Genomic DNA, 22,674 nt, shown 5'->3' with positions numbered 1-22,674 from the left:
AGTTGTCCCTCCTTTCGTGATTACCTGGGCCAGTGGCCCCCAGTGGAGTAGTTCCATTCGATGGTTCCATCGTCGTACTGGAGAATTCCATGCGCCTGCAGGCTCCAGCCATCGCGCACTCGCGTGAAGAGCGCCGTCGTTTCACACGGCCGGATTGCTTCGGCAACACTGGTGCAGCGATATTCACTGCCGTTACGATTGGTATAGGTCTGGTTCACGATTGGCGTGATATAGGTTCTATCCATATCAATTCCTCCATAAAAACAGGGGGAGAGCGCCGATTTTTGGCGCTCTCCCTGTTATTATTGACTGGCCTGGTGTTCAGGCCACACCCGCCATACGGAAAAATTCCTGCGGTTCCAGCACAGGGATACCCAGCTCCCGCGCCTTGGACAGTTTGCTGCCGGCCTTCTCGCCGCAGACCAGATAGTGGGTCTTACGGGTCACCGAGCTGCCAGCAATCGCCCCCAGCGAGGCGATCAGGCTGTTCATCTCATCGCGGGTGTAGGGTTCCACCTTTCCGGTCACCACAATGGTTTTCCCGGCAAAGGGATTGTCCTGCGTGTTGTTTTCCGCAACCGGCTGCACCGGCTTCTGGATCTTCATCATCATCTGCAATTCCTCCCAAATACAGAAATTTTCTTCTTTGCTGAACCACTCATGAATATTATTGTGCAGCGTATCTCCAAAGTCCGGGAGCTGACGGAAGTCGTACCCGGCATAAACGGCATCCCGGAACTCGTCCAGATTACCGTGGAATACCTGGCAAAGGACGCCGCTGGCGGTGTTGCCGATCATGGGGATGTCCATAGCAATTACATACCGCTCAAAGGTCGTATTCCGGCTCTGCTGAATAGCACTCCAAAGGCGCTGCCAGGATCTTTCTCCAAATCCGTCCATACGCACCAGCTCGTCTTTATGCTGATCCAACCGGTAGATGTCCAGATAGCTGTGAATCCAGCCCCGGCCAATCAATTTTTCCAGCGTTGCTTCGGACAGTCCCTCAATATTCATCGCCTTTTTGCCGACAAAATGGACAAACTGCTTGAGCTTTCTCGTCTCGCAGCCAGCATTGTCGCAGAACAGCGTCTTGATCGTGCGTTCCTCGCCGTTCTCATCGCGCCCTCTGGTTTCGTGGATACGGGTGGGTTCCCCGCAGCAAGGGCACTGGTGGGGGTATGCGCTTTCCAGCACAAAGCCGCCGCGGTCCAGATTGTCTTCCACATGAGGAATGATGAGATTCCTTTTCGATACCAAAATGCGGTTTCCCGGCATCAGCTCCAGATCTTCAATAAAGGAAAGATTGTGCAGGCTCGCTCTGGATACCTCGCAGCCATCGATTTCCACCGGTGCAAAGACTGCGACCGGGGCAATCTCGCCGGTGCGTCCGGGCGTCCATTCAATCATCTGAAGCTTTGTTTCAAACAGATCATCCTCAAATTTGAACGCCAGTCCGTCCTTATAGTGGTGGCCTGTACGCCCACAGCTCTTGGCGAAGGCCACATCATTGTAGGTGACAACGATGCCGTCGATAGGAATATCTTTGTCTCTGGCATACTGCTGCAGCTGCTTGATTCCATCCTCCGCCTCTGCCTGCGTCAGCGTTCGCTTGGTCACCAGATACTTGCAGGGGGTAAATCCCAGCGCAGAGAGCTCTTTCAGCCGCTCCGACTTGCGCGGCAGGTTTTCAAATCCCTCCAGCACAGTGAACGGCATGAACATCAGACGCCGCTCCATACAGGTCTTGGCATCCAGCAGGCGTACCGAGCCAGCCGCCAGATTGCGTCCGTTTTTGTAGGTCTCTCCGTTATTGTCCACCAGCGAGGCCTTCAGCTGTTCAAAATCGCTGGGTCGAATGAATGCCTCTCCAGTGATCACCAGACGATCTTCATATCGGATATGCGCAGGTATGCCGCCAATGGCGCGGGTATTGTGGGTCACGATTTCGCCCACTTCCCCATCGCCTCGGGTAGCAGCTTCCAGCAATTCGCCGCCCTCATAGGTTAACTTGATGGTGAGCCCGTCCAGTTTGAGCATGAACATCACCTGATGCTCGCCCATGAAACGGCACACCTCCACAATGTTTTTTTCCTTATCCAGCGACAGCAGCGGGATTGGATGGTTGGTTTTCTCCAGCTTGCTGATTGCCGGATACCCCACCGTACTGGTAGGAGAGTTCGCCATCTGGATGCCCGTCTGCCGCTCCAGGTCTTGAAGTTCCTCAAACAGCCGATCATAGACAGCATCACTGATGCTGGGCGCATTGAGATTGTAATACTCATGGCGATAACGGTTGAGCCGGGCAGTCAGATCCTGCTGTTTCCTTATCAATTCCTGATTCATCACGCTACCTCCTCATTCAGTACACGAAACGCAATGATCAGCGTTTCTTTTCTGTTTCCGCCGTAGGTGAACGAACTGCACACACCATTTTCAAATGTCCAGGTGCTGGCCGGCCCCCACCAGAGCATGGCGCCGCGGCCATTATTGCCGGCATCGATCTTGTCAGCCGGCTGATTCAACACCTTCGTGCAAAATCCATTTGAGGTAATCCATGTGACCTCACGCAGTTGATTGATGCACTCCGTTCGGCGATGATCAACGATTTGCAGACGGATTCCGGGCCGCAGCGCGCGTTTCAGCTGATTCAAATTTTCGATCATGCGACATTCTCCTTACTGTTCCGTTTTTCCTTGATAGCGTAGCGGCCAAAATTCAATTCATGGATAATGCGTTGGATCACTTCGTCATCATCCCATGCGGCAAAAAGAGAAGTCCGCTCCGGCCCTTCCCCCACATGGACACTCACCTGTCCACCATAGATCTGCATCAACACATCCGTGCGTTGGGCACAGACGATTGACAAATTTCCAAGCTGTTTCATAATTTCTCCTTGTTCACACAACATGCAGCCAAACCATGACAGGACGGCGAAGGTCTGCAGTCGCATAATGCTTTCTGATATTGACAGGACGGTAGTGCCCATCCAAATCGCATTCAACGCTTTGCTCCACTCGGCCTTTATCCCGGGCCAGTTCTTCACGAACCGCCTGCAAAATACATAGGCGAGTTTTCAATGTGTCGCTTTCTCTGCAACGAAGCGAAGGGCAATACACATATTCGTGCGGGTTCTCTTTGAGCATGAAGCCATAGGTCATATACTGACGGCATTTACGCTCCCGCTCCCGCTCGATGTGTTTCACATAGTCCACGGCGCTTTTAACCCCCTCCGTCAAACAGAGGTATCCCATCTGCTGGCGCTGTTCATCGGACAAGGGAATCTCTTTTTTCTTTTGTCCCGGCAGCCCCTTATAGATGTGGAAGCTCTCGGGAGCATAGCGATAACCGCGGATGTTGTACTCAAATTTCAATTTGCTCAATGTAAAACCCCTTTCTTAAATGAATGGCCGGACGCCCCAAGGGACGCCCGGCCATTGAACCTGTCTCACGCGACTGCAGGGAGTGCCTGCGGCTGTATGACTTCCGTATTTTCCATTAAGTCGGCCAACAACACATCTGCCAGCAGACGGCCAGCCAGATGCCCAGTGTGGATAATCACACGGTCTTTCTGCATCTGGATAAATTCTTCATTCCGCAGCTCACGGCTCCGCTCGGCCAGCTTCAGGTCGCGGCCGGTAAGACGGGCTGCTATGACCTTCTGCCACTTCAGCAGGAATTCCGTTGCCTGTTCGATGTCCTCATATTGGCGGTCAAACAGGGTACGTTTCTGCCTCACAGTACCATCCGGCTCGATTTCAAGCGTGTAATAGGGGTCTTCCGGTTCATCCGTCCGGCGAAGGAACATGATGAAGCTCTCCCGGCGCTCGATGCGCTCATAATACCGCTCGCCGCTTCCGTCATTTCCGACGCAATGGTGGAGCATACGCCCCTCTTTGATGATGGCAAAGATGTTTTGAGGCGCAAGCACTATGTAGTCGCCATCGCTGTAGGCATATTTTTCCTGCAGTTCCATGCAGATGTCGTTGACATGGGGATATTTCGCCGCCATTTTCGACGCCTGCTCCTCCAGACTCCCAGCTTCACTCTGAAGGACCAGTTCATCGTGCCGCTGGCGCAGTTTGCGCACACGGTATACGATCTCATCACTGGTGTCATAGTGCAGCCGTTCTGCCATAGCAAGGTAGTCCTGCCAGGTGGTCAGCGCCTGCTGGCAGCTGCCATCGAAATACTTCTTTTGCCGTTCCAGATAATTTTTGATCTGTACCACACTCATGCGGTCTGCGATAAACACCAGATCCCTGGGGCTGATCCGTTCTTTTTTGCTCCAGCACAGCATTTCATTCGTGATACACTGTCCCGTCCGCTTCTCAAGCTGCAGCCAGGCTAAAGTTTCTGTGTCTCCGTCCAACTGGCGCAGGCGGCGGAATTTGGGCGTATCCAGACCAAGAGCTCGAATCAACCCTGGCTCGTTCGGATGCAGAACCAATTTTCGCACACGGTCACAGGAGTTGAAGCACTCGTTGGTCAGCTTCGGCAGTCCAGCCTTCCAAATCTGCTCCATCTGGGGAAGTTTTTCCCATACCGCCAAGTATTTTTCAGGATCAGTGATGGGATGGCTTCGTACCCACTCAACCAAGCCGGTCTGGCGAAGTTCTTTTTTCCCAAGGCTGGGCAAAGTCTTTCCATACACCCGGCCAGACTGATACCAGCTATAGTTGTAATAGCAGGGGCTTCCTATGATCCAGCGCACTTCTCTTTGGCAGTACATTCCCCAGTAATAAGATCGGATTTCTCCGCTGCGGTCATAAATCGAACGCCGGATCTCATGCCAATAAGGTTCACTATTGGGCAAACTGTGCTTTCGATAGGTCCTGTTCGCCCAGAATTCTCGGACAACAAACCCATCTCTACACCGCTGGATAAGATAAGCATAATGCCTCTGCGTCTGAAAATAGCCAGTGCGGCCCAGCGCCTTAAAAACAACGGGATGCCGGCAACGGATGCAATGTCCCTCTTTGTTGTGGTAGGGATGCCCGGAAATAGGCACCTCCTTCCCGCAGAAGGTGCAGTAGCCAGTTTTTGCTCCGCCGCGCTTGTAGTTGTAAAATATAAAATTTTCCCGCACGGCCACCTTGTCGGCCCAACGGCCCCAGTCTTTCGGCAATTCCGGTACCTGAGCAAGATCTTTGTCCCACGGGTCGGTGATTCGCCTATGACGCTGATCCAGCTGTTCTTCTCTCACTTTTCTTTGAAAATCGAGGATGCCGAAGTATCCGCCACGTTCGCTGGAAAAATACTGCTGCACCATATCTGAGTCTCCTGTACTCACCCAGCAAACCGCATCATAATCCTGTCCAGGCCATTCCAGTCTGTCCAGCTTGGCATCTCGCCACTTCTTATCCAAATAGTCATAGGTAAGGAATTGGCGCTTCTTTTTATCAAGAAACACCTCATAGGCGGGATTGTCCCCATCCAATCGAAGATGATCCGGCAGATAAAGCGCCACCTTCAAAATGCCGTTCTGAACCATGCAATTCATATAGCATTTATACTTCCGACGAATGCGGGTGTACCCGGAGTAGGTTCTCACTTTTTCCGGCTCGTCTTCAAGTGCCACTTTTTTCATTTCCGGGGATGCCGTCAGTTTTGGCATCCCCAGAAGAATAGATTTCTTCAATTCATTTCACCGTCCTTTTTTCAAGATCGGCTCCATACCACTCATTGGGTCGGAGTTTCTTCCCATCAATGGTCGCCACCACGATCTGCTGGATACAGCCGGTGACCGGATCTTCCTTGGCAAACGCTAACACATCACCTTTCCGGCTGCCTTGTGCAACAGGGTCAACACCACGCACAACAGCGTATCCACAACACGCCACAGCTTTGTCCTTCTTCACATGGCTGTTCCATTTCCGTTTCGGATGATCGGCCATAAACGCAAGGCCAAGGGTGAAAAGTTCTTCCTTGGTCAGCCGCCTAAGAACCGTCAATTCAGTGCAGGAAATCTTTGAATCGAATTCGTCTTCATCAATGTCGCCGCCAGCGTTGACGATATAGTATTCCGAGTGATCCACATCACTGTAATAACTCAGACAGTCCAGTGGGTCTTCCGCACAGTGAAAACCGTTTTGGCGGCAGTTGGCTTCTTTGGTCACGTTCAATCCCATCTGGAACTGATAGCCGATACAAACCATGCCAGGATGAAACCCTTTGTACGCGATCATACGCTACCTCCTTACCCAGCTTTTGCCACGCTGAAATCCAGCAAAGACATCTGGCCATCAGTAGAAGGCTTCTTTTCCGGCGCCGGTTTTGGTTCCGGCGTTTTCTTTTCGGCGGGCTTCTTTTCCGCTTTCTTTTTCTTGCCGGTATTTCCGGTAGTCTTGCCAATATAGGGCTTCGGCACAAACTTTTCCTCCTGCTCCTGGTCCTCCTTGGCATCCGGGTCGCGGAAATAATCTTCCGCCCACTGGTAGCACAAATCGTCAGGAATATCGCAGCCATAGCCTTGGCCGCCCTGTCCGGGCTGGATACCACTGGCCTTGAGCTCGTCCTGAACATAGTCCCACGCCTTCCGGCTGATGTACTGGAAGCAATGGATCATGGTTTTCTTCGGGTGCATGGTGAGCCGGGCAAAAGCCGGATCATCCAGGCAGAGCGTCTGGATATACTCCGAAACACACTCCTTCATGTTCCGACGGGTCAGCTTTTCCACATCCTTACTGACACGTTGCATGGAGGCGGATACCACTTCATCATCGCTCATAGCGGCAAGGCGGTCCATCTGCTCCTGCAGGGCCCGCTTTTTTTCTGCCTGCTTGGCCTCCCATTCAGCCTTGCGTTTTGCTTCGGCAGCCTCATGCTCGGCACGGCGCTTTTCTTCATCGGCATCCTTGGACGCACCATTTCCGACGGGCACATCCGTTTTGATGTCAACTGCATCGTCACATCCGCCATCCTCTTCCATGGGGTCATCCTCCGGCGCTTCCATCATCTCAGCGGAAACGGAGGATGCCGCATCAGAACCAGGCTGGGGTGCAGCTTCGTTCAGGGGCTGGACAGACGAACTGCTGACCGGAGGCACCGGCAGCTCGTCAAAGCTTTCCTCTTCCTCAAAGGCATTTTCGCCCGTGAGTGCAGTTGCCGACGGTTTGCGTCCCTCCTGCATATCCAGCGACATCTCTGAAAAATATCCCATAGTGAACTCCTTTCTGTAAACGAAAACGGCATGGACGGGCCAAAGCCCATTCCATGCCATCGTTACCAGTATCACAGCACATAGAGCAAAGTGCTGAAGCTGTCAAAGCAGTAGCAGACCACATTGGGGTACTGCTCCGCCCATTCTTTGATTTGTTCCTGTACTGCCTGCGCCACCATCTGTGCCGAAATATTCCAGGGCGGCGGAACTGTCACCGTGAAATATCCCTGTTCCATGCTGGGGCGCACATCCGCATCCAGCTGAACGCATTGCTCCAAAAGCGCCTCCAACTGTCCCTTCTTCGTTCCTTTTACAACAACCATCAATCTGCTCATGCTCCTCCCGAAACCTTCTTTTTGGCGAGCATTGGAGAAAATTTCACCTGTTGAAACTGTGTATCTCCGTTCACATAGTAGTAAATTCGTTTCATGGGATACTCTAGTTCCACAACATCAGAAAGAGACATTGGCCGTCCGTTGCAGTCTTCCGGCAACCCCACACTGAGTTCTGAAAACAGGCGTTTCAATACCTCGGCATCACTTTGCTCGGTCGGACAATAGACTTCTCCCGTCCAGACCATGCGATATTGAGCCGCAGGCGGCTGCTCATAGCCGGCCTTTCTTACCGCTTCCATATCCTTGAAAGCAAACGGAATCGCTCTCTGCTCGTCCAGTTCCAGCTGATAGAGCACAAATCGCTGTTTCCTGCGCTGGGGTTCCAGAAGGACGCCAAGCGCCTTCCTGCCATGGCGCAGAAAATCTTCATGCTCTTCCCGGGTCAGACCCAAATATTCGGTTAAACTGATACTCCTCTCTGCCAGGTGCTGCCATTGCTCGGTGCAGTCCTCAATATGCGCCAGCTCACACCAGCCATTGAGGTACTGTTCTTTGAATGTCTTTTTTTCCAACTCCTTTCTTCGCTGATTTTCCCGGCGCAAGGCAAGCTGCCAATCGTCAAACCCCTTATAGTTGGGATTCCATGTCAGCCGCCTGCAATTCATTCCGTACTTTCGGGCTGTCAGATAGATTTTTGAGGCTCCCGCCATGGTCATTTGGTTATTGTACTTGTCCATATCGTGGGCTTCTATGATCTCCTCTGTACCGCTCTGCGCCAGAAGGGCAAATAACGGTTCCAGTGGACTTGTGTTATTGGCTCCGGCAATCGCAGCAAAGGTGCGTCCAGTCAAACAGTGGGATATGTCGGCTTTCAGCAACCCCTCAATGACATACACCACACGGGCAGACGGATCACCAACCAGGTGTACCGGGCTTCCCGATGAAGCGCCGTCTCTCTTGGAAGAAGAAGAAAACCAGATGTATTTGGCGCCAGCTTTTTCCGGCGGGTCATCTTTGTCCTTCAGCGGCACATCCAGCATGATTTGAAACCCCTGTAATCTGCCGTCAAAACCAACGGCTGGAATCAAGATTCCAGATGTTTTTTTATAAAAGGCCATGGTCCAGTAGCCGCAGTCATCGCGGTAGAACCCTGGGACACCTTCCACCTTACAGCCCATCTGTATCAGACGCGCCGTAATAGAGCGGCACAAAAAGGGCGGCGGGGTGCTCTTAAAGCCCAGCGATTCAATTTGTTCATCAGACAGCCCACGCTTGGGTGAACGAAGGTGCTCCCTATGATCTGGCCGCAGTGTAAGCTGGGCCAACAGCAGGGACAGCGTCTGATGGATCTCCGCAGGACTTGCTTTTTCTGACTGCGGCACAGTTTTTCGCTCGGAAGTAGAATGACAGCCGGCGTCAGCCCGGGCCCCCGAAAGCGAGGACCCGGTGCTGACCGTCAGCTTAGGAGCTTCATTCCCGGAGCGTATATGTTCTTCATGGCAGTTGTCGCACAAAGCTTCTGCTATTTCCCAATAAGCGTCCGAGGTCGTCGTATTGTTGAGCCGTGCATACAGCCCAAGCATTCCGCCATGCTCGCCGCAGTAATTGCAGCGCCACACATTTTTGACGAAATTGACATTCATCTTTCCCCGGCGATCGCCACAGAACGGGCAATCCACATAGACACTATTTGACTGCTGGCGCCTGATACGCAGGTGCAGCAGTTCCACGACATCCATGATATTGAACGGAAATTCATCCGGGTATGAGCCCATCTGTCATTCCTCCCTTTGTACCCACGCTGGGGTTCATATCAGCCGGCCTTCTGGAGAGAATCGAGCACCAGCTGGGCGGCAGCGCGCACCAGGTTGTTCTTGCTCTTGCCCGGAATGAGATAAAAGCGCAAATTGACCGGGCGTTTCTCCGCCACCTGTGCAATCGTCATGCCACGGCAGATGCCATCATCCACAACGACCTGTCTAGCCTGTTCCAGCGTCATCACCTGCAGAAGCTCTTCCACAGGAGTATTCTGCGTGTAGGCCGGAGCCTCGTCCTGCGCAGGCGCATCGTTGCCCTTGGGTTCGATTCGCATCTCAGCCTTTTGGGCGGGCAGCGGCAGTTCATCCGTCTGCTCCACAGCTCCCGGTTCAGCGGCAGCCATCACAGTATCCGTGGGCACCACTTTCTCCGCCTTAACAGGCTCCACCGGCAGCCGCTGTTCCACCGACTCCACAGGCGGGGCCGTCACAGCCGTTTTCGGGGCCACAGACGCCCTCTGCTGCGTTTTAAGGTCGCTGGCAGGGGAATCACCAACAGCGGGCGCAACAGGCTTCCGAGGGGCGTTGACAGGCGTCTGACGCGGTTCCGTGCGCTCCACCTGAACAGGAACGGTCTCAGCCGCCTTTTTCTCGGCGGCGTTGGCTTTCTTCTGCTCGGCGGCGGCCTGTGCGTCGGCGTTGATGAGCTGAATACCGAAGCCGGCATCCGTGAGAGCCTGACTCAAAGCCTCATTCTGTGCACCTCGGATAAAGTCACGGTTGTCCTGAAGCTGCTGTTGGGCCACGCTCATGCTGAAAGGCTCGGCATCGCCACGATCCAAAAACACCCGGGCCTCGAAAATCGCCATCTGTTCGGTGATCCGCAGCGCCGTCACGCGCATACGGCCATTGGGATGGGCCATACGGAACCACAGCTTCTGATAGGGCAGATCCAGTCTCATGCTGTCCTTGGTGCGGCGGAGGAACTTGAGCGGGTCAAAGCCCGGCACCTTGTTCAACTCTGCTACGGCGGGTACGGCCTCATACATGGTTTTGGGATTGCTGCTTTCGTTCATCTTGCAAACTCCTTCCTGTTAAATAAAATAGGAGACGCACTGTGCTTTTTCTGCACTTTGCGTCCCTTTTTAACCTGCATGTTTCAATTCTTTTTTCGCTTCATTCGGGAGCGGAATACCGGCACGTCTGGCATAGGCCTTAAAGTACATGTCGATGCGTGCGCCCAGCAGCGTATTTCGCTTGCTAATCTCGTTGCGGTGAATCGCCATGAACAGCACCTGCTTCTGTCCAATCAGCACCACACGCTTTTTAGCACGGGTGATTCCGGTATAGAGCAGATTGCGGTAGAGCATGATGCTATGCGCTTTCAAAAGCGGCATGATAACCGTTTCATACTCAGAACCCATAGACTTATGGATGGTGGTGGCATAGGCAAGGTCCAGATTGACCATATCCTCTACGCTGTATTCCAGTTCCCGGCCAACTCCAAAATCGAGGCCCACACGCTTTCCGTTCTCCCCGTCTTTGATATAACGGATAAAGCCCAGATCGCCATTGGATACCTTTGCTGTGTTCTTGGTCTGCATAATACGGTCATTGACCCGAAAAACCTTGACACCGATTTTGATCTCGTCTTCGGCGGATCGGAACGGGTTGACCACTTCACGGATAGCCTCATTGAGCTGTTCCGCCGATGCCGCACCTTCTGAGCGAAAGGGCGACAGGATCTGCACTCGGTCGATGCCGCTTTCTTCAATCTCTCTGCAATAACGGGAGATGATCCGCTCGGCGGCATCCGCCTGGTTATCGCTTGCCATAAACATAAAATCCGGCCCATAGTACAGCTTGGTATTGCCCTCGTTGATGAACTTGGCATTGTAGGCAATCAAGCTGTCTTTGGACTGACGGAAAATCTGATCCAGCACGGTGACAGGCACCAACTCACAGTCGATCAGCTCACGGAACACATTTCCGGCTCCCACGCTGGGGAGCTGATCCGGGTCGCCTACAAGTACGATTCGTGCACCGTCCTTGATGCGCGAGAAGAATTTATCTGCCAGCCACATATCTACCATGGAAAACTCGTCCACGATGATCAGGTCAGCCGACAACGGCTCCTGTTGTTTGGTTCGGTTGACATCGTCCTCTTCGCTGCCGAGGCCCAACCCGCTGTGAAGCGTCCGGGCCATATCAAAGCCGGTGCTCTCTGCCATACGACGGCTGGCTCTGCCCGTCGGCGCCATCAAGACGATTTGGCCGTCAGGGTGCAGCCGGCGGTATACCTCCAGGATCGTTTTCAGAACCGTCGTTTTGCCGGTACCGGGAGAGCCTGTGATAATGGAAAGATTGTGGCGATACGCCGCATAGACGGCAGCCTCCTGTTTGGAGGACAACACCACGCCCATCTCACGCTTGACCCGTTCCAACACCCGCTCAATCCGCTCCGGTTCTGACGGCTCCACCAACCGCATGGCAATGCGGCGGGCGGTTTCGTCCTCCTGTGCAAACACCCGGGGCAGATAGATGTTATCCTTGACTGCCACCACTTCTCCTTTAAGGATCATGTCTTGCAGCACATCTGCGACTTCCTGCGCCTGAAGGCGAAGTGCCGGCACCGGAATCTTGTTGTTGAGCAGCCGAAGCGCCTCTTTCTGCAGGGTTTCCCTGAGCAAGAACAGGTGCCCTTTAGCTCCTTTACCATCTTCCAGCGCCCAGAACAGCGCACCCTTGACCCGCATGGGGGCATGAAGGTCACCGCCGTTCTTCTGAACAATGGCGTCTACACGCAGAAAGCCGAACCCGGATATCTGGCACAGCTCAAACGGACTCTTTTTCAAGATGTCTACGCTGGCAGGCCCGAAATACTGATAAATCTTGAGCGCAGTTTTCGGCGTGATTTTGAACGGGGAAAGCAGGGTCATCAGATCCTGCAGCATCCGGCTCTCCGCATAGGAGGTCTTGATGTCCTCCAGCTTGCTTTCCGTGATACCTTTGATTTCCAAAAGCCGTTCCGGCTGGTTTTGCAGAATATCCAGCGTGTCCTCGCCAAACCGGGCGACAATCAGCGCGGCGGTTGCGGGCCCGATGCCTTTGATAAGACCCGATGCCAGATACCCCTCCACACCGCTTTTGGTCCGGGGGACGATCTCGCGCCACTGCTCCACCTGAAGCTGCATACCATACTTGCCCTGCTTCCATTCACCATCCAGTTCCAGCTCCACCGCATCCGTACGGGGCAGTTCATAACCGGTCGCCACAAAACGGATCAGATGGTCTCTGTACCGCCGGGTAGAACGGGCCTCCTGCGGCACCTCTTTGTCGGCAGTCTTCACACTAATAATGCAGAACCGATTTGCCGGGTTGTGATAAATCGTCCCGTCATAAGTTCCTCTGTGGATCACTTCTTTTTCCCTCCTTTAAGCCGCCTTGGTATCAGCTTTCACACTGAACCGGCGAAACTCCGAAATTGTGACATACTGCTCGTAGATATCAGGATGTTCCAGTTTCAGCCGGATCAGATTGTCCTTGTCGATGTTAGGCTTCCGCACCGGATTGTAGGTGACCGTATAATTTACGCCATCCTGCTGGCAAATAGCTTTGCAGCTCTTGCCCATTTCGGCAATCAGTGCTCCCTTCAGTCGCTGCATATCCGCATCGATTTCCTTGCTGTCCTTTTCAGCACGTTTCTTTTCTTCTTGAAGCTGGAGATACCGCATCAGCTTGGCAGTCAGAGAATAATCAAAGGTCACCACAGGGGCGTCCTTATCTGCAGGACCCGTATGCCGGCGCACGCTTTCAATTACAAGATCGCCATCCTCGGTATAGGGCGGCGGTGTTTTGGCAAGGACGTGGTTCTCCCAGAAATGCTGTTCCAGAAAAATCATCTCATCCTCATAAGCTTCGTCACGGCGAATCTCACGAATGATGGTTTCTTCCTCGTTGTTGCCATACAGGCAGCAGAAGAAGCAGCGATCCACATCCATGACCGCCATATAATGCCGCCCCTGGGTTTCGTAGTAGACCGGAACAGTTTCTTCCCCATCCAGCCACCAGTGATCCTTAGCATTGTAGTTTGTGGTTTTGATTTCCAAAATTGCGGTCGTGCCATCCGGAAGTTCTACAAAGTAGTCCACATCAGCCAGCATCCAGGGATACTTGGGGTGCTGGAACATCTTCTTGACCTGATAAATCTTGTAGCCGGTCCGATGCTGAAAAATTTTTGCCACCAGCGGCTCCAGCAGATGCCCCATTTCCAGAGCAACCCAGTTGTTTTCGTTGTCCTCAACCGCTGCAATATTCAGCTTGTCGTAGTAGAGGTCACGGGCCGTCCGCCAGGGCGATATCCCCAGCAACGCAGCCACATCACTGCCGCCAATTCCTTTTCGCCGATAAGCGAGCCATTCCTTTTCGGATAAGCCTGCGGTCTCGACCAATACCTGCGGTTGATGTGTTTCTTTCAATGCCGCACAGCTATCCGGCATACTCAGCACCCCCTCCTCGTCGGGCGAGGAACGACGTGCGCCTTCATCACCGGGCACCGTCTCTTGATAGGCTGCTGCTGTCTCTTGGACTGCCTCCAGCTCTCGTTCAATTTCTTCTCTTTCACCATGATTTCATGGTTCGACATTTTCGTGTTCATCTGTATACCTGCCTTTCTTATTTTTGATATATCCTCAAAGCCGTTTCCGGCGTTTGGGCAAAAAAATAAGCGAGGCTGACTGCGGCATACGCCTGATGTCCACAGTAACCTGTGAACCAAAGTCATCCTCGCAAATAGGGAATGGATACTCCCTGAAAATAGAAAAAGCCAGTAATATACCGTCCCATACGGGCGCAGTAATACTACTGGCACAAGTACAATCTTAACTGCGTGTGCAATGCGGGCTTTCGGCCTGCGGTACAGAACATCGGTCTGTATCCCATACGGGAAGCGCACAAAAATCAATTACAAAGCAAGTTTAGCACAATATATAGTGTTAGTCAAGCATCGTAATCTACATATAGCGTTTCAATTATTTCTTCGTAGCTGTTTGAGCATAAAAAAACGGGAATCTGCAGAATTCAACCCGTTCCGTCCCTATATATAAGGCGTATAGACATGGCGTGTGGTTCCACTGCCTGTCTGTACGCCTTTTGTACCTTGACAGCCCCTATAAACCTTTTCCATTGGAGTTATACAGGCGCTGCGGACAGTGTGCTTCTGCGCGCCCACAGCTTAATTGCCGCATAGCGGCTGCCTGAAAATACGCGGCGGAAAAGCCCGGCGCAGGAAATGGCCTTTGGAAGAGTCCTGATACTTCCCGATGAATTTTAATGACTTCATTGTTTTTGTTGAAAACCTTTCCCTACAAACAGTAGAGGATATATGTAATTGCAAATAAAGGAGGGCAATTATGGAGAAAAGAAAACCCAATGACCTTTCGCCTGAGCAGTGCTTGGCGGTAGATACGGAATCGCTCTGCAAACTGCTCGACTGCGGGCGGCACACCGCCGTTCAGATTGGCGACCTTGCCCATGCTCGCATCACCATGAATTCTCGTGTCCTTTGGAGCGTTCAGCGCGTAAAGGAATATCTTTACGAGATCTCATGCTGACAGAATCCTGCCCACCAGGGGCGCAACAGTACACCAACCATCGGGAGGTATCAATCTATGCCAAAAATCAGGAAAGACAACAAAGGCCGCAATCTGCGGCCAGGTGAAACCCAGCGATCAGACGGCAGCTATATGTTTGTCTACAAGCTGGGAAAAAAGAAAAAGTACATTTATGATTCCGACTTAGCTGCTCTTCGTGTAAAAGAAAAACAGCTCACGAAAGATGCCGATGACGGCATTCGTACCCAAGAGGCCATGAAAATCACCCTAAATGATATGTTCAAAGTTCTCATGGATACGAAACTCCAGTTGAAGGCTTCCACGCGAGCTAATTACGAATACCTTTGGAGCAACTATGTTAAAGACGAGCCGTTTGCTAACATTCCCCTGCCCAATATTCGTAAAAGCGATATCCTGACATTTTACACGAAACTCTTGAAAAAGGGCTTTGCAATCAACTCACTGGAAAACATCAATAATCTGGTTCATCCTGCACTTGAATTGGCAGTCGATGATGACTACATCCGGAAGAATCCCAGTAAAGGCGTTTATCGTTCCCTAAAAGCAGAGGGCGCCGGGAAACCTGCGAAAAAAAGGATCGCTCTTACGATGACGCAGCAGAAGAATTTTCTTCGCTTTATTTCCAAGTCACCGATGTATAGCCACTGGCTACCAGTTATGGTCGTACTACTCGGTACGGGACTGCGTGTGGGAGAGTGTACTGGGCTGACCAAAAACGATGTAGATCTGGAGAACAACACTATCTCTGTGAATCACAACCTGATTTATCGAGTTATTGATGGAGAAGCAGGCTTTCACATCACCACTCCTAAAACGGCGAGCGGCACACGCACTATTCCCATCCTGTATCCGCAGGTTGCCGAACAGCTCCGCGCTCTGATTGAAGTGATGGACGCCTTGTATCCGGAGGATCTCGTAATGAATGGATATCATGGATTCCTCTTCCGCAACCGCTCTGGCTATTTTCTCAGCGCCCATAACATCAATCGGGCCATTGAGCGCATCTCCATCGCCTATAACGCTGAAGAAATGGATCAAGCAGAATTGGAAGACCGTGAACCGAATCTCTTGCCTCATTTCAGCGTACATAATTTACGGCACACCTTTTGCACCAGACTTTGCGAGAAGACAAACGACATTAAGTTCATCCAGCAAGTGATGGGACATGCTGATTTCTCCACCACCATGGATATCTACACCCATATCACGCAGGAAAGCATGAAGGAAAAAGCTGAAGTGATCAAGGACGATTTGGTACTAATGTGAAAATTACAAAAAAGGGCAAATCCGCATTTCAAACGCGGATTTGCCCTTTATTTTGGCCCGTCTGGTGTCGTCTGGTTTCAAGCAAAAGTTGTAAAAAAGTTGTAGTAACACGAATTTCAGTGTTAAACGACCTCTTTAGTACAGCTTCGCTCCCGCCGGGATATTGTCATCCAGCATCAGAAGATTTAAGCCTTCCCGTCCGTCATACTCGTACACTGCGGAAATCAGCATACCCTCGGAATCAATCCCCATCATCTTCCTCGACGGCAGGTTTGTGATTGCCACACAGGTCTTACCAACCAGTTCTTCCGGCTCGTAATATTCATGAATACCGCTTAAAATCGTGCGTTTCCGGTCTGTTCCGTCATTCAATGTGAACTTCAGGAGCTTCTTGGACTTCGGTACAGCCTCGCAAGCTTCGATCTTGACCACTCTGAAATCAGATTTGCTGAATGTTTCAAAGTCTACTTCATCTGCAAACAAAGGCTCGATTTTCACCTTGGTAAGATCAATCTGTACGCTCGGCGCGGACACGCTTGCAGCCTCCGCAGATACGTTTACAGCTGCATTTCCAGCCTTGCTTTCATCCCGTTTTTGCTCCAGTGGCTTCATTGTGGGGAACAGGATGACGTCCCGGATGGAGTCGGCGCCGGTGAGCAGCATGACGCAGCGGTCGATGCCGATGCCCAGGCCGCCCGTGGGGGGCAGGCCGTACTCCAGGGCGTTGACAAAGTCCTCGTCCATCATGCCGGCTTCCTCGTCGCCCTTGTCCCGCATTTCAGCCTGCTTCTGGAAGCGCTGGCGCTGGTCGATGGGGTCGTTGAGCTCGGAGAAGGCGTTGCCCATCTCGCTGTGGCAGATGAACAGCTCGAACCGCTCGGTGAGCCGGGGATCGGCGGGGGAGCGCTTGGCCAGGGGGCTCACATCCACGGGATGCATGGTGATGAAGGTGGGCTGGATCAGCTTCTCCTCCACCTTCTGATCGAAGCACTCGTACAGCGCGTTGCCCCAGGTGGGGTCGGCGGTCTCGGGCAGCTCCACGCCGATGGACTTGGCGGCCGCGACGGCCTCCTCGTCGCTGTTGATGGCCATAAAGTCGATGCCGCAGTACTGCTTCACCGCCTCGTGCATGGGCAGACGGGGCCAGCCGGGGGTCAGGTCGATGTCCTCCCCCTGCCAGGTCACCTGATAGGTGCCCAGAATGTCCTTGGCGGCGGAGGAGAGCACCTCCTCAAACAGGTCCATCATGTGGTTGAAGTCGGCGTAGGCCTCGTACAGCTCAATGGTGGTGAACTCGGGGTTGTGCTTGGGGTCCATGCCCTCGTTGCGGAAGATGCGGCCGATCTCGTACACCCGCTCGAAACCGCCCACCACCAGGCGCTTCAGGTGCAGCTCGGTGGCGATACGCATATACATGTCGATATCCAGGGTGTTGTGGTGGGTGATGAAGGGGCGGGCGTTGGCGCCGCCGGAGATGGTGTTCAGAACGGGGGTCTCCACCTCCATGTAGCCCCGCTCATCCAGGTAGCGGCGCACATGCTTGATGAAGGCGGTGCGGACCTCGAAGGCCCGGCGCACGTCCTCGTTCATGATCAGGTCCACATAGCGCTGGCGATATCGGGTCTCCTTGTCCGTCAGGCCGTGGAATTTCTCAGGCAGAGGCTGGAGGGACTTGGAGAGAAGGGTCACTTTGTGGGCCTTGACAGAGATCTCGCCCCGCTTGGTCTTGAAGACCTCGCCTTCCACGCCCACGATATCGCCGATGTCCACCTTTTTGAACTTGGCAAAGGCCTCCTCGCCCAGCTCGTCCACACGGACATAGAGCTGGATGCGGCCCTTGCCGTCCTGCAGGTCGCAGAACACGGCCTTGCCCATGCCCCGCTTGGACATGATGCGCCCGGCCACGGAGGTCATGCTGCCCTCCAGAGCCTCGAAGTTCTCCTTGATATCGGCGGAGTGATGCTTGACCACGTATTTGGTGATCTGGAAGGGATCCTGACCCGCGTCCTGCAGTTCCTTGAGCTTGGCGCGGCGGATCAGGCGCTGTTCGGACAGGTTCTGTTCCTCCGGCTGATTGACGCTTCTCTCTTCAGTACTCATTGCTCTTGCTCCTTACTTTTGAATCTCTAGGATACGATATCTCAACACACCGGCAGGCGCCTCCACCTGGATCTCCTCGCCTACCGCCCGGCCCAGCAGAGCCTTTCCAAAGGGGGAGTCCTCGGAAATGCGGCCGTTCATGGGGTCGGCCTCCTGAGAACCCACCACCTGGTAGGTCTCCTCCTCCTCAAACTCCAGGTCCAGCACCTTGACGGTGGAACCCAGACGGACGGAATTGGGGTCGGTCTCATGCTCTTCGATGACCACGTAGTTGGCCAGGATGTTCTCCACCTCCGCAATGCGGGAGTAGAGTTTACCCTGCTCATTCTTGGCCTCGTCGTACTCGCTGTTCTCAGACAGATCGCCGAAGGAACGGGCCTCCTTAATCTGATCGGCCACCTCTTTTTCACGGACGGTCTTCAGATAGTTCAGCTCCTGTTTCAGCTCCTCCAGGCGCTCAGCGCTGAGTTTGAATTCTTTTGCCATGTCGATCGTGCACACCTTTCCTTGATTGCTTTACTCTATCGGCACGGGGCCGGCAGCGGCCCCCGCAAATTCAGAACGGAAACACTCCGCCACGTTAATACGATATTATATGTAGTTTACCCCCTCCTGTCAAGTCAATAATTTGGTATTAGGTGGCAGAAAACGCAGCTGTTCCCCCTTGATTTTTCCTTCCTCCCACAGCACCGCCAGCAGAGGCAGCCGATCCAGTCCGGAGGGCAGCCCACAGTCCGCCAAAGCGGGCAGAAACCCAGCCAGATCGGGCCGGTGTCCGTACAGGTGAAACACGGTCCGCCCCGCCGGGGCCCCCGGGTCAAAGGCCAGGACTACGTCGGCCTGTCCCGCCTCCGGCGGCCGTACCGCCGCCCCGAACTCCGCCCGCAGCCAGCCGGCCAGTTCCTCCCCCTCCTCCCCGGCATCCACCGCCAGATCCCGCACCCGGGGGCACAGCTGCTCCGCCGCCCGGAAGAGGGCGGGGCTTACCCGCCGCCCGTACAAAAGCACCGACGCCCGCTCCGGTCTGCGCTCCTGCCAGCCCAGAGCAGCCAGGGCCAGCGGCGCGGCCTGGGCCTGGCAGAAGGTCTCCGGCTCCACCGGGCGCAGCCCTGCCCGGAACAGCTCCTCCCAGTAAGGGAAGTCTTCCGCCGTCAGCACCCGCCGCACACCGGAGCGGAGCAGCAGGTCACATCCCCGCTCCACCCGCCTGCATAGCCTGCGCTCTCCCATCCCTGTCTTCACCGGTACATCCCCCCAGAGGCAGCACAGCCCCAGCAGCCATCGCCGTTCTGCCTGGGGCTTTCGCCCCCGCCGCTCTGTCAGTTCCAGTACGCCCATCATGCCCGTCTTCACCTCAGAAAAGCCTATGCGTCCCGCCCCCCTGTATGCCCACCCCTTTTCAATTCCTTTACAATGCCTTACCCCGGTTTTGCATTCCTTTACCGGACCGTGATAGCGAAGCCTTAAATCTTTCGGGTATGATGCATGTGTCTCTGGAGAGATTAAGATTGAACCTGATTTTGGAGGAATCAAGCATGAATTGGAAACGCCCCCTGGCAATCACTCTGGCCGCCGCCACCTTCGGCACCACCCTGGCCGCCTGCGGAGCCCCCGCTGACTCTGGCGCTCAGGCCAGCTCTACGCCCGCCGCCCAGGCCCAGAATTTGTCCAACGAGGCCGTCAAGGCCCCCAAGTATGTCTTCCTGTTTATCGGCGACGGCATGAGCTATCCCCAGATCCAGTCCACCGCCGACTACCTGGGCGCCCTCGAGGATGCCGACTACTGGCAGGCTGAGCCCAGCCTGGACGACAACGGCGGCGCCGTTCTGGACGGCCCCTCCTACCTGAACTTCATAAACTTCGAGGCTGCCGGCTCCGCCGTCACCTATGACTCCAACAGCTTCTGCCCCGACTCCGCTTCCACCGCTACCTCGATTTCCACCGGTCACAAGACCTACTCCGGCACCATCAACATGGACGAGACCGGCACCACTGCCTATGAGACCATCGCCGAGAAGGTCCACGATCAGCTGGGCATGAAGGTGGGCGTCATCTCCTCCGTCAACCTGAACCACGCCACCCCCGCCGCCTTCTATGCCCATCAGGCCAGCCGCAACGACTACTATGAGATCGGCCTGGAGCTGGTGGATTCCGGCTTTGAGTACTTCGCCGGCGGCGGCCTGCTGAAGCCCACCGGCGCTGAGGGCGACCAGGCCGACCTGTACACCCTGGCTGAGGAGGCCGGCTACAACGTGGTCAAGACCCAGGCCGAGGCCGAGCAGGTCACCGAGGGCCCCGTGGTGATTGTGGACGAGCACCTGGCCGACGGCGACGCCATGGCCTATGAGCTGGACCGCACCGACGACATGTGGGCGCTGGCCGACTATGTGGAGAAGGGCATCGAGGTCCTGGACAATGACAAGGGCTTCTTCATGATGTGCGAGGGCGGCAAGATCGACTGGGCCTGCCACGCCAACGACGCCGCTTCCTCCATCCACGACACCAAGGCTCTGGCTGACGCCGTGCAGGTGGCCATCGACTTCGCTGAGGAGCATCCCGACGAGACTCTGATCCTGGTCACCGGCGACCATGAGACCGGCGGCCTGACCATCGGCTTTGCCGGCACCGACTACGACACCTACCTGAACCTGCTGGAGAGCCAGAAGATCTCCTTCGCCAAGTATGACAGCGACTATGTGGCCGCCTACAAGGAGAACAAGACCTCCTTTGAGGACGTGCTGGCCGACATCGAGACCCTGTTCGGTCTGAAGACCGAGGGCGAGGAGGGCGACAAGCTGGTGCTCACCCCCTACGAGCTGTCTCAGCTGAAGACCGCCTACGAGAAGAGCATCAATGAGACCGCCACCGGCATGGACGAGCAGCAGGAGTACGTGATGTACGGCACCTACGAGCCTCTCACCGTCACCATCACCCACATCCTGAACAATAAGTCCGGCGTGTCCTTCACCTCCTACAGCCACACCGGCCTGCCCGTGGCCGTGCTGGCCCACGGTGTCAATGCCGAGCAGTTCAACGGCTACTACGACAACACCGAGATCTTCAACAAGCTGGCTGACATGCTCAACGTTCAGTAAGATTCCCCTTCCTTCCCACCCCTACCGATACAGACAGCAGAGAGGATGCGGCATATGCCGCATCCTCTCTGCCCATGCGAAAGGACCGATACATTGATGAAATCCCTTCTCCTGGACGCCGAAAAGCGGCGCTATTGCGCCCCTCTGGCCATCTGCCTGGCTCTGATCGTCCTCCTGCTGCTGGCCCCCACCGGCTTTGAGGGGGCCCTGCAATACCAGCAGGCCGACCGCTGCACCGCCCTGGTGACGGCGGTAGACGACTCCGCCATCATCGACACCGGCCTGGTCCGCTCCGGTGAGCAGCGCTGCACCCTGGAGCTGCTGGGCGGGCGCTTCGAGGGACAGACCACCACCGGCATCAATATGCTCAACGGCTCCCTGGAGCAGGACAAACTATTCGTCCCCGGCGACAAGGCCATGGTGGTGGTAAGCTACCAGGGCGACGAGATCCTCTCGGTCACCATGACCGACCACTACCGTATCGGCAAGGAGGCCATCCTGGCGGGCATTTTTGCGGTGTTCCTCATCCTCTTTGCCGGGCGCACCGGCCTGCGGGCCATCGCCTCCTTTGTATTGACAGTGCTCATGCTGTGGAAGGTGCTGGTCCCCCTCTACCTCAACGGCTGGAACCCCATCTTTATGGGGCTGCTGGTGACTTTGGTACTCACCCTGCTCATCATCGCCCTGGTCTACGGCTTTGACCGCCGGTGTCTCTCCGCCGTTTCCGGTGCCTTTCTGGGCGTTCTGGTCACCTGTGTGCTGGGCATTCTGTTCACCGACCTCTTCCAGATCCACGGCGCGGTGATGGCCTACTCCGAAAGCCTGCTCTACGCCGGCTATCAGGACCTGAACCTGACCCAGATCTTCATGGCCTCCATCTTCATCGGCTCCTCCGGCGCGGTGATGGACCTGAGCGTGGACATCACCTCCGCTGTCCACGAGGTAGTGGAAAAGCGGCCCGACATCTCCCGCTGGGAAGCGGTGCGCTCCGGCATGAACGTGGGCCGGGCCGCCATGGGCACCATGACCACCACCCTGCTGCTGGCCTACTCCGGCGGCTATATCGCCCTGCTGATGGTCTTTATGGCCCAGGGCACCCCCATCTGGAACATCCTTAACTATAAGTATGTGGCCTCCGAGATCGTCCACACCATCGTGGGCTCCTTCGGTCTGGTCACGGTGGCCCCCTTCACCGCCCTCACCAGCGGCTTCCTGCTGGCGGGACGGCAAAAACGGCAGGCCCTGCAGGAGGCGGAATGATCCGCCTCCTTTTTGCTTGGCCTCTTGCTTTTTTTCCAGTTCCGGGGTAAAATATTGGTTCGTATTAAG

General features: G+C 54.7%; 20 protein-coding genes. 4 read left to right on the top strand and 16 right to left on the bottom strand.

Going from position 1 to position 22,674, the window contains the following annotated elements:
* Positions 1–20 precede the first annotated feature (20 nt).
* The 13 genes from J9789_RS03160 to J9789_RS03100 form a co-directional block, all read right to left on the bottom strand.
* Positions 21–245, bottom strand: coding sequence for a hypothetical protein (locus J9789_RS03160; protein WP_040411900.1), 225 nt, complete (start codon positions 243–245; stop codon positions 21–23).
* A gap of 76 nt (positions 246–321) precedes the next feature.
* Entirely contained in the window at positions 322–2,343 is a 2,022-nt protein-coding gene (gene ligA / locus J9789_RS03155; protein ID WP_209342182.1) for an NAD-dependent DNA ligase LigA, read from the bottom strand.
* The gene (locus J9789_RS03150; RefSeq protein WP_007713133.1) at positions 2,343–2,663 is read right to left on the bottom strand and encodes a hypothetical protein; all 321 of its coding nucleotides are present in this window, start codon (positions 2,661–2,663) and stop codon (positions 2,343–2,345) included. Before J9789_RS03150 ends, ligA begins: the two co-directional genes overlap by 1 nt.
* Positions 2,660–2,884 carry a hypothetical protein gene (locus J9789_RS03145; protein ID WP_130868875.1) on the bottom strand — a complete coding sequence of 75 codons (225 nt, stop codon included), beginning with the start codon at positions 2,882–2,884 and terminating at the stop codon, positions 2,660–2,662. The genes J9789_RS03150 and J9789_RS03145 overlap by 4 nt, the downstream gene beginning before the upstream one ends.
* A gap of 13 nt (positions 2,885–2,897) precedes the next feature.
* Complete coding sequence (locus J9789_RS03140) at positions 2,898–3,380, bottom strand: hypothetical protein (protein WP_040411903.1); 483 nt, start codon at positions 3,378–3,380, stop codon at positions 2,898–2,900.
* A gap of 65 nt (positions 3,381–3,445) precedes the next feature.
* Positions 3,446–5,638, bottom strand: coding sequence for a PcfJ domain-containing protein (locus J9789_RS03135; RefSeq protein WP_245185004.1), 2,193 nt, complete (start codon positions 5,636–5,638; stop codon positions 3,446–3,448).
* Position 5,639: 1 nt separating this feature from the next.
* Entirely contained in the window at positions 5,640–6,185 is a 546-nt protein-coding gene (locus tag J9789_RS03130) for a hypothetical protein (RefSeq protein ID WP_007713138.1), read from the bottom strand.
* A gap of 11 nt (positions 6,186–6,196) precedes the next feature.
* Positions 6,197–7,159, bottom strand: coding sequence for a Cas9 inhibitor AcrIIA9 family protein (locus J9789_RS03125; RefSeq protein WP_209342180.1), 963 nt, complete (start codon positions 7,157–7,159; stop codon positions 6,197–6,199).
* Between the two features lie 71 nt (positions 7,160–7,230).
* Positions 7,231–7,494 carry a hypothetical protein gene (locus tag J9789_RS03120; protein ID WP_245185003.1) on the bottom strand — a complete coding sequence of 88 codons (264 nt, stop codon included), beginning with the start codon at positions 7,492–7,494 and terminating at the stop codon, positions 7,231–7,233.
* Positions 7,491–9,269: a YodL domain-containing protein gene (locus J9789_RS03115; protein WP_209342178.1), complete on the bottom strand. Its 1,779-nt coding sequence runs from the start codon at positions 9,267–9,269 to the stop codon at positions 7,491–7,493. The genes J9789_RS03120 and J9789_RS03115 overlap by 4 nt, the downstream gene beginning before the upstream one ends.
* A 38-nt stretch (positions 9,270–9,307) precedes the next feature.
* Positions 9,308–10,327, bottom strand: a complete 1,020-nt coding sequence (locus J9789_RS03110; RefSeq protein ID WP_209342176.1) for a hypothetical protein — start codon at positions 10,325–10,327, stop codon at positions 9,308–9,310.
* Between the two features lie 69 nt (positions 10,328–10,396).
* On the bottom strand, positions 10,397–12,670 hold the full coding sequence (locus J9789_RS03105) for an ATP-dependent RecD-like DNA helicase (protein ID WP_209342173.1): 2,274 nt from the start codon (positions 12,668–12,670) through the stop codon (positions 10,397–10,399).
* Between the two features lie 15 nt (positions 12,671–12,685).
* Positions 12,686–13,750, bottom strand: coding sequence for a lambda-exonuclease family protein (locus J9789_RS03100; protein ID WP_007713152.1), 1,065 nt, complete (start codon positions 13,748–13,750; stop codon positions 12,686–12,688).
* Positions 13,751–14,662: 912 nt separating this feature from the next.
* Between J9789_RS03100 and J9789_RS03095 the strand changes: the two genes are divergently transcribed.
* Together J9789_RS03095 and J9789_RS03090 are read left to right on the top strand one after the other, a co-directional pair.
* Complete coding sequence (locus tag J9789_RS03095; RefSeq protein WP_007713156.1) at positions 14,663–14,863, top strand: hypothetical protein; 201 nt, start codon at positions 14,663–14,665, stop codon at positions 14,861–14,863.
* Between the two features lie 57 nt (positions 14,864–14,920).
* Positions 14,921–16,150 carry a site-specific integrase gene (locus J9789_RS03090; RefSeq protein ID WP_007713157.1) on the top strand — a complete coding sequence of 410 codons (1,230 nt, stop codon included), beginning with the start codon at positions 14,921–14,923 and terminating at the stop codon, positions 16,148–16,150.
* Positions 16,151–16,285: 135 nt separating this feature from the next.
* Here J9789_RS03090 and lysS read toward each other — a convergent pair whose 3' ends face one another.
* The 3 genes from lysS to J9789_RS03075 all read right to left on the bottom strand — a co-directional run bounded on the left by lysS (position 16,286) and on the right by J9789_RS03075 (position 19,591).
* Entirely contained in the window at positions 16,286–18,250 is a 1,965-nt protein-coding gene (lysS, locus tag J9789_RS03085) for a lysine--tRNA ligase (protein WP_209342171.1), read from the bottom strand.
* Positions 18,251–18,262: 12 nt separating this feature from the next.
* Positions 18,263–18,736: a transcription elongation factor GreA gene (gene greA / locus J9789_RS03080; RefSeq protein ID WP_209342170.1), complete on the bottom strand. Its 474-nt coding sequence runs from the start codon at positions 18,734–18,736 to the stop codon at positions 18,263–18,265.
* 129 nt (positions 18,737–18,865) lie between these two features.
* Positions 18,866–19,591, bottom strand: a complete 726-nt coding sequence (locus J9789_RS03075; RefSeq protein WP_209342168.1) for a hypothetical protein — start codon at positions 19,589–19,591, stop codon at positions 18,866–18,868.
* Between the two features lie 194 nt (positions 19,592–19,785).
* On the opposite strand from J9789_RS03075, the gene J9789_RS03070 reads away from it, so the two are divergent.
* Positions 19,786–21,345 (top strand): alkaline phosphatase, encoded by a 1,560-nt coding sequence (locus tag J9789_RS03070; RefSeq protein WP_209342166.1) that lies wholly within the window; start codon positions 19,786–19,788, stop codon positions 21,343–21,345.
* 96 nt (positions 21,346–21,441) lie between these two features.
* Positions 21,442–22,605 (top strand): YibE/F family protein, encoded by a 1,164-nt coding sequence (locus J9789_RS03065; RefSeq protein WP_209342164.1) that lies wholly within the window; start codon positions 21,442–21,444, stop codon positions 22,603–22,605.
* Positions 22,606–22,674: the final 69 nt, after the last annotated feature.

Origin of the sequence: Flavonifractor sp. AGMB03687 (assembly GCF_017811815.1) — a bacterium.
Taxonomy (GTDB): Bacteria; Bacillota; Clostridia; order Oscillospirales; family Oscillospiraceae; genus Flavonifractor.
This window is presented reverse-complemented; position numbering and strand designations above follow the sequence as displayed.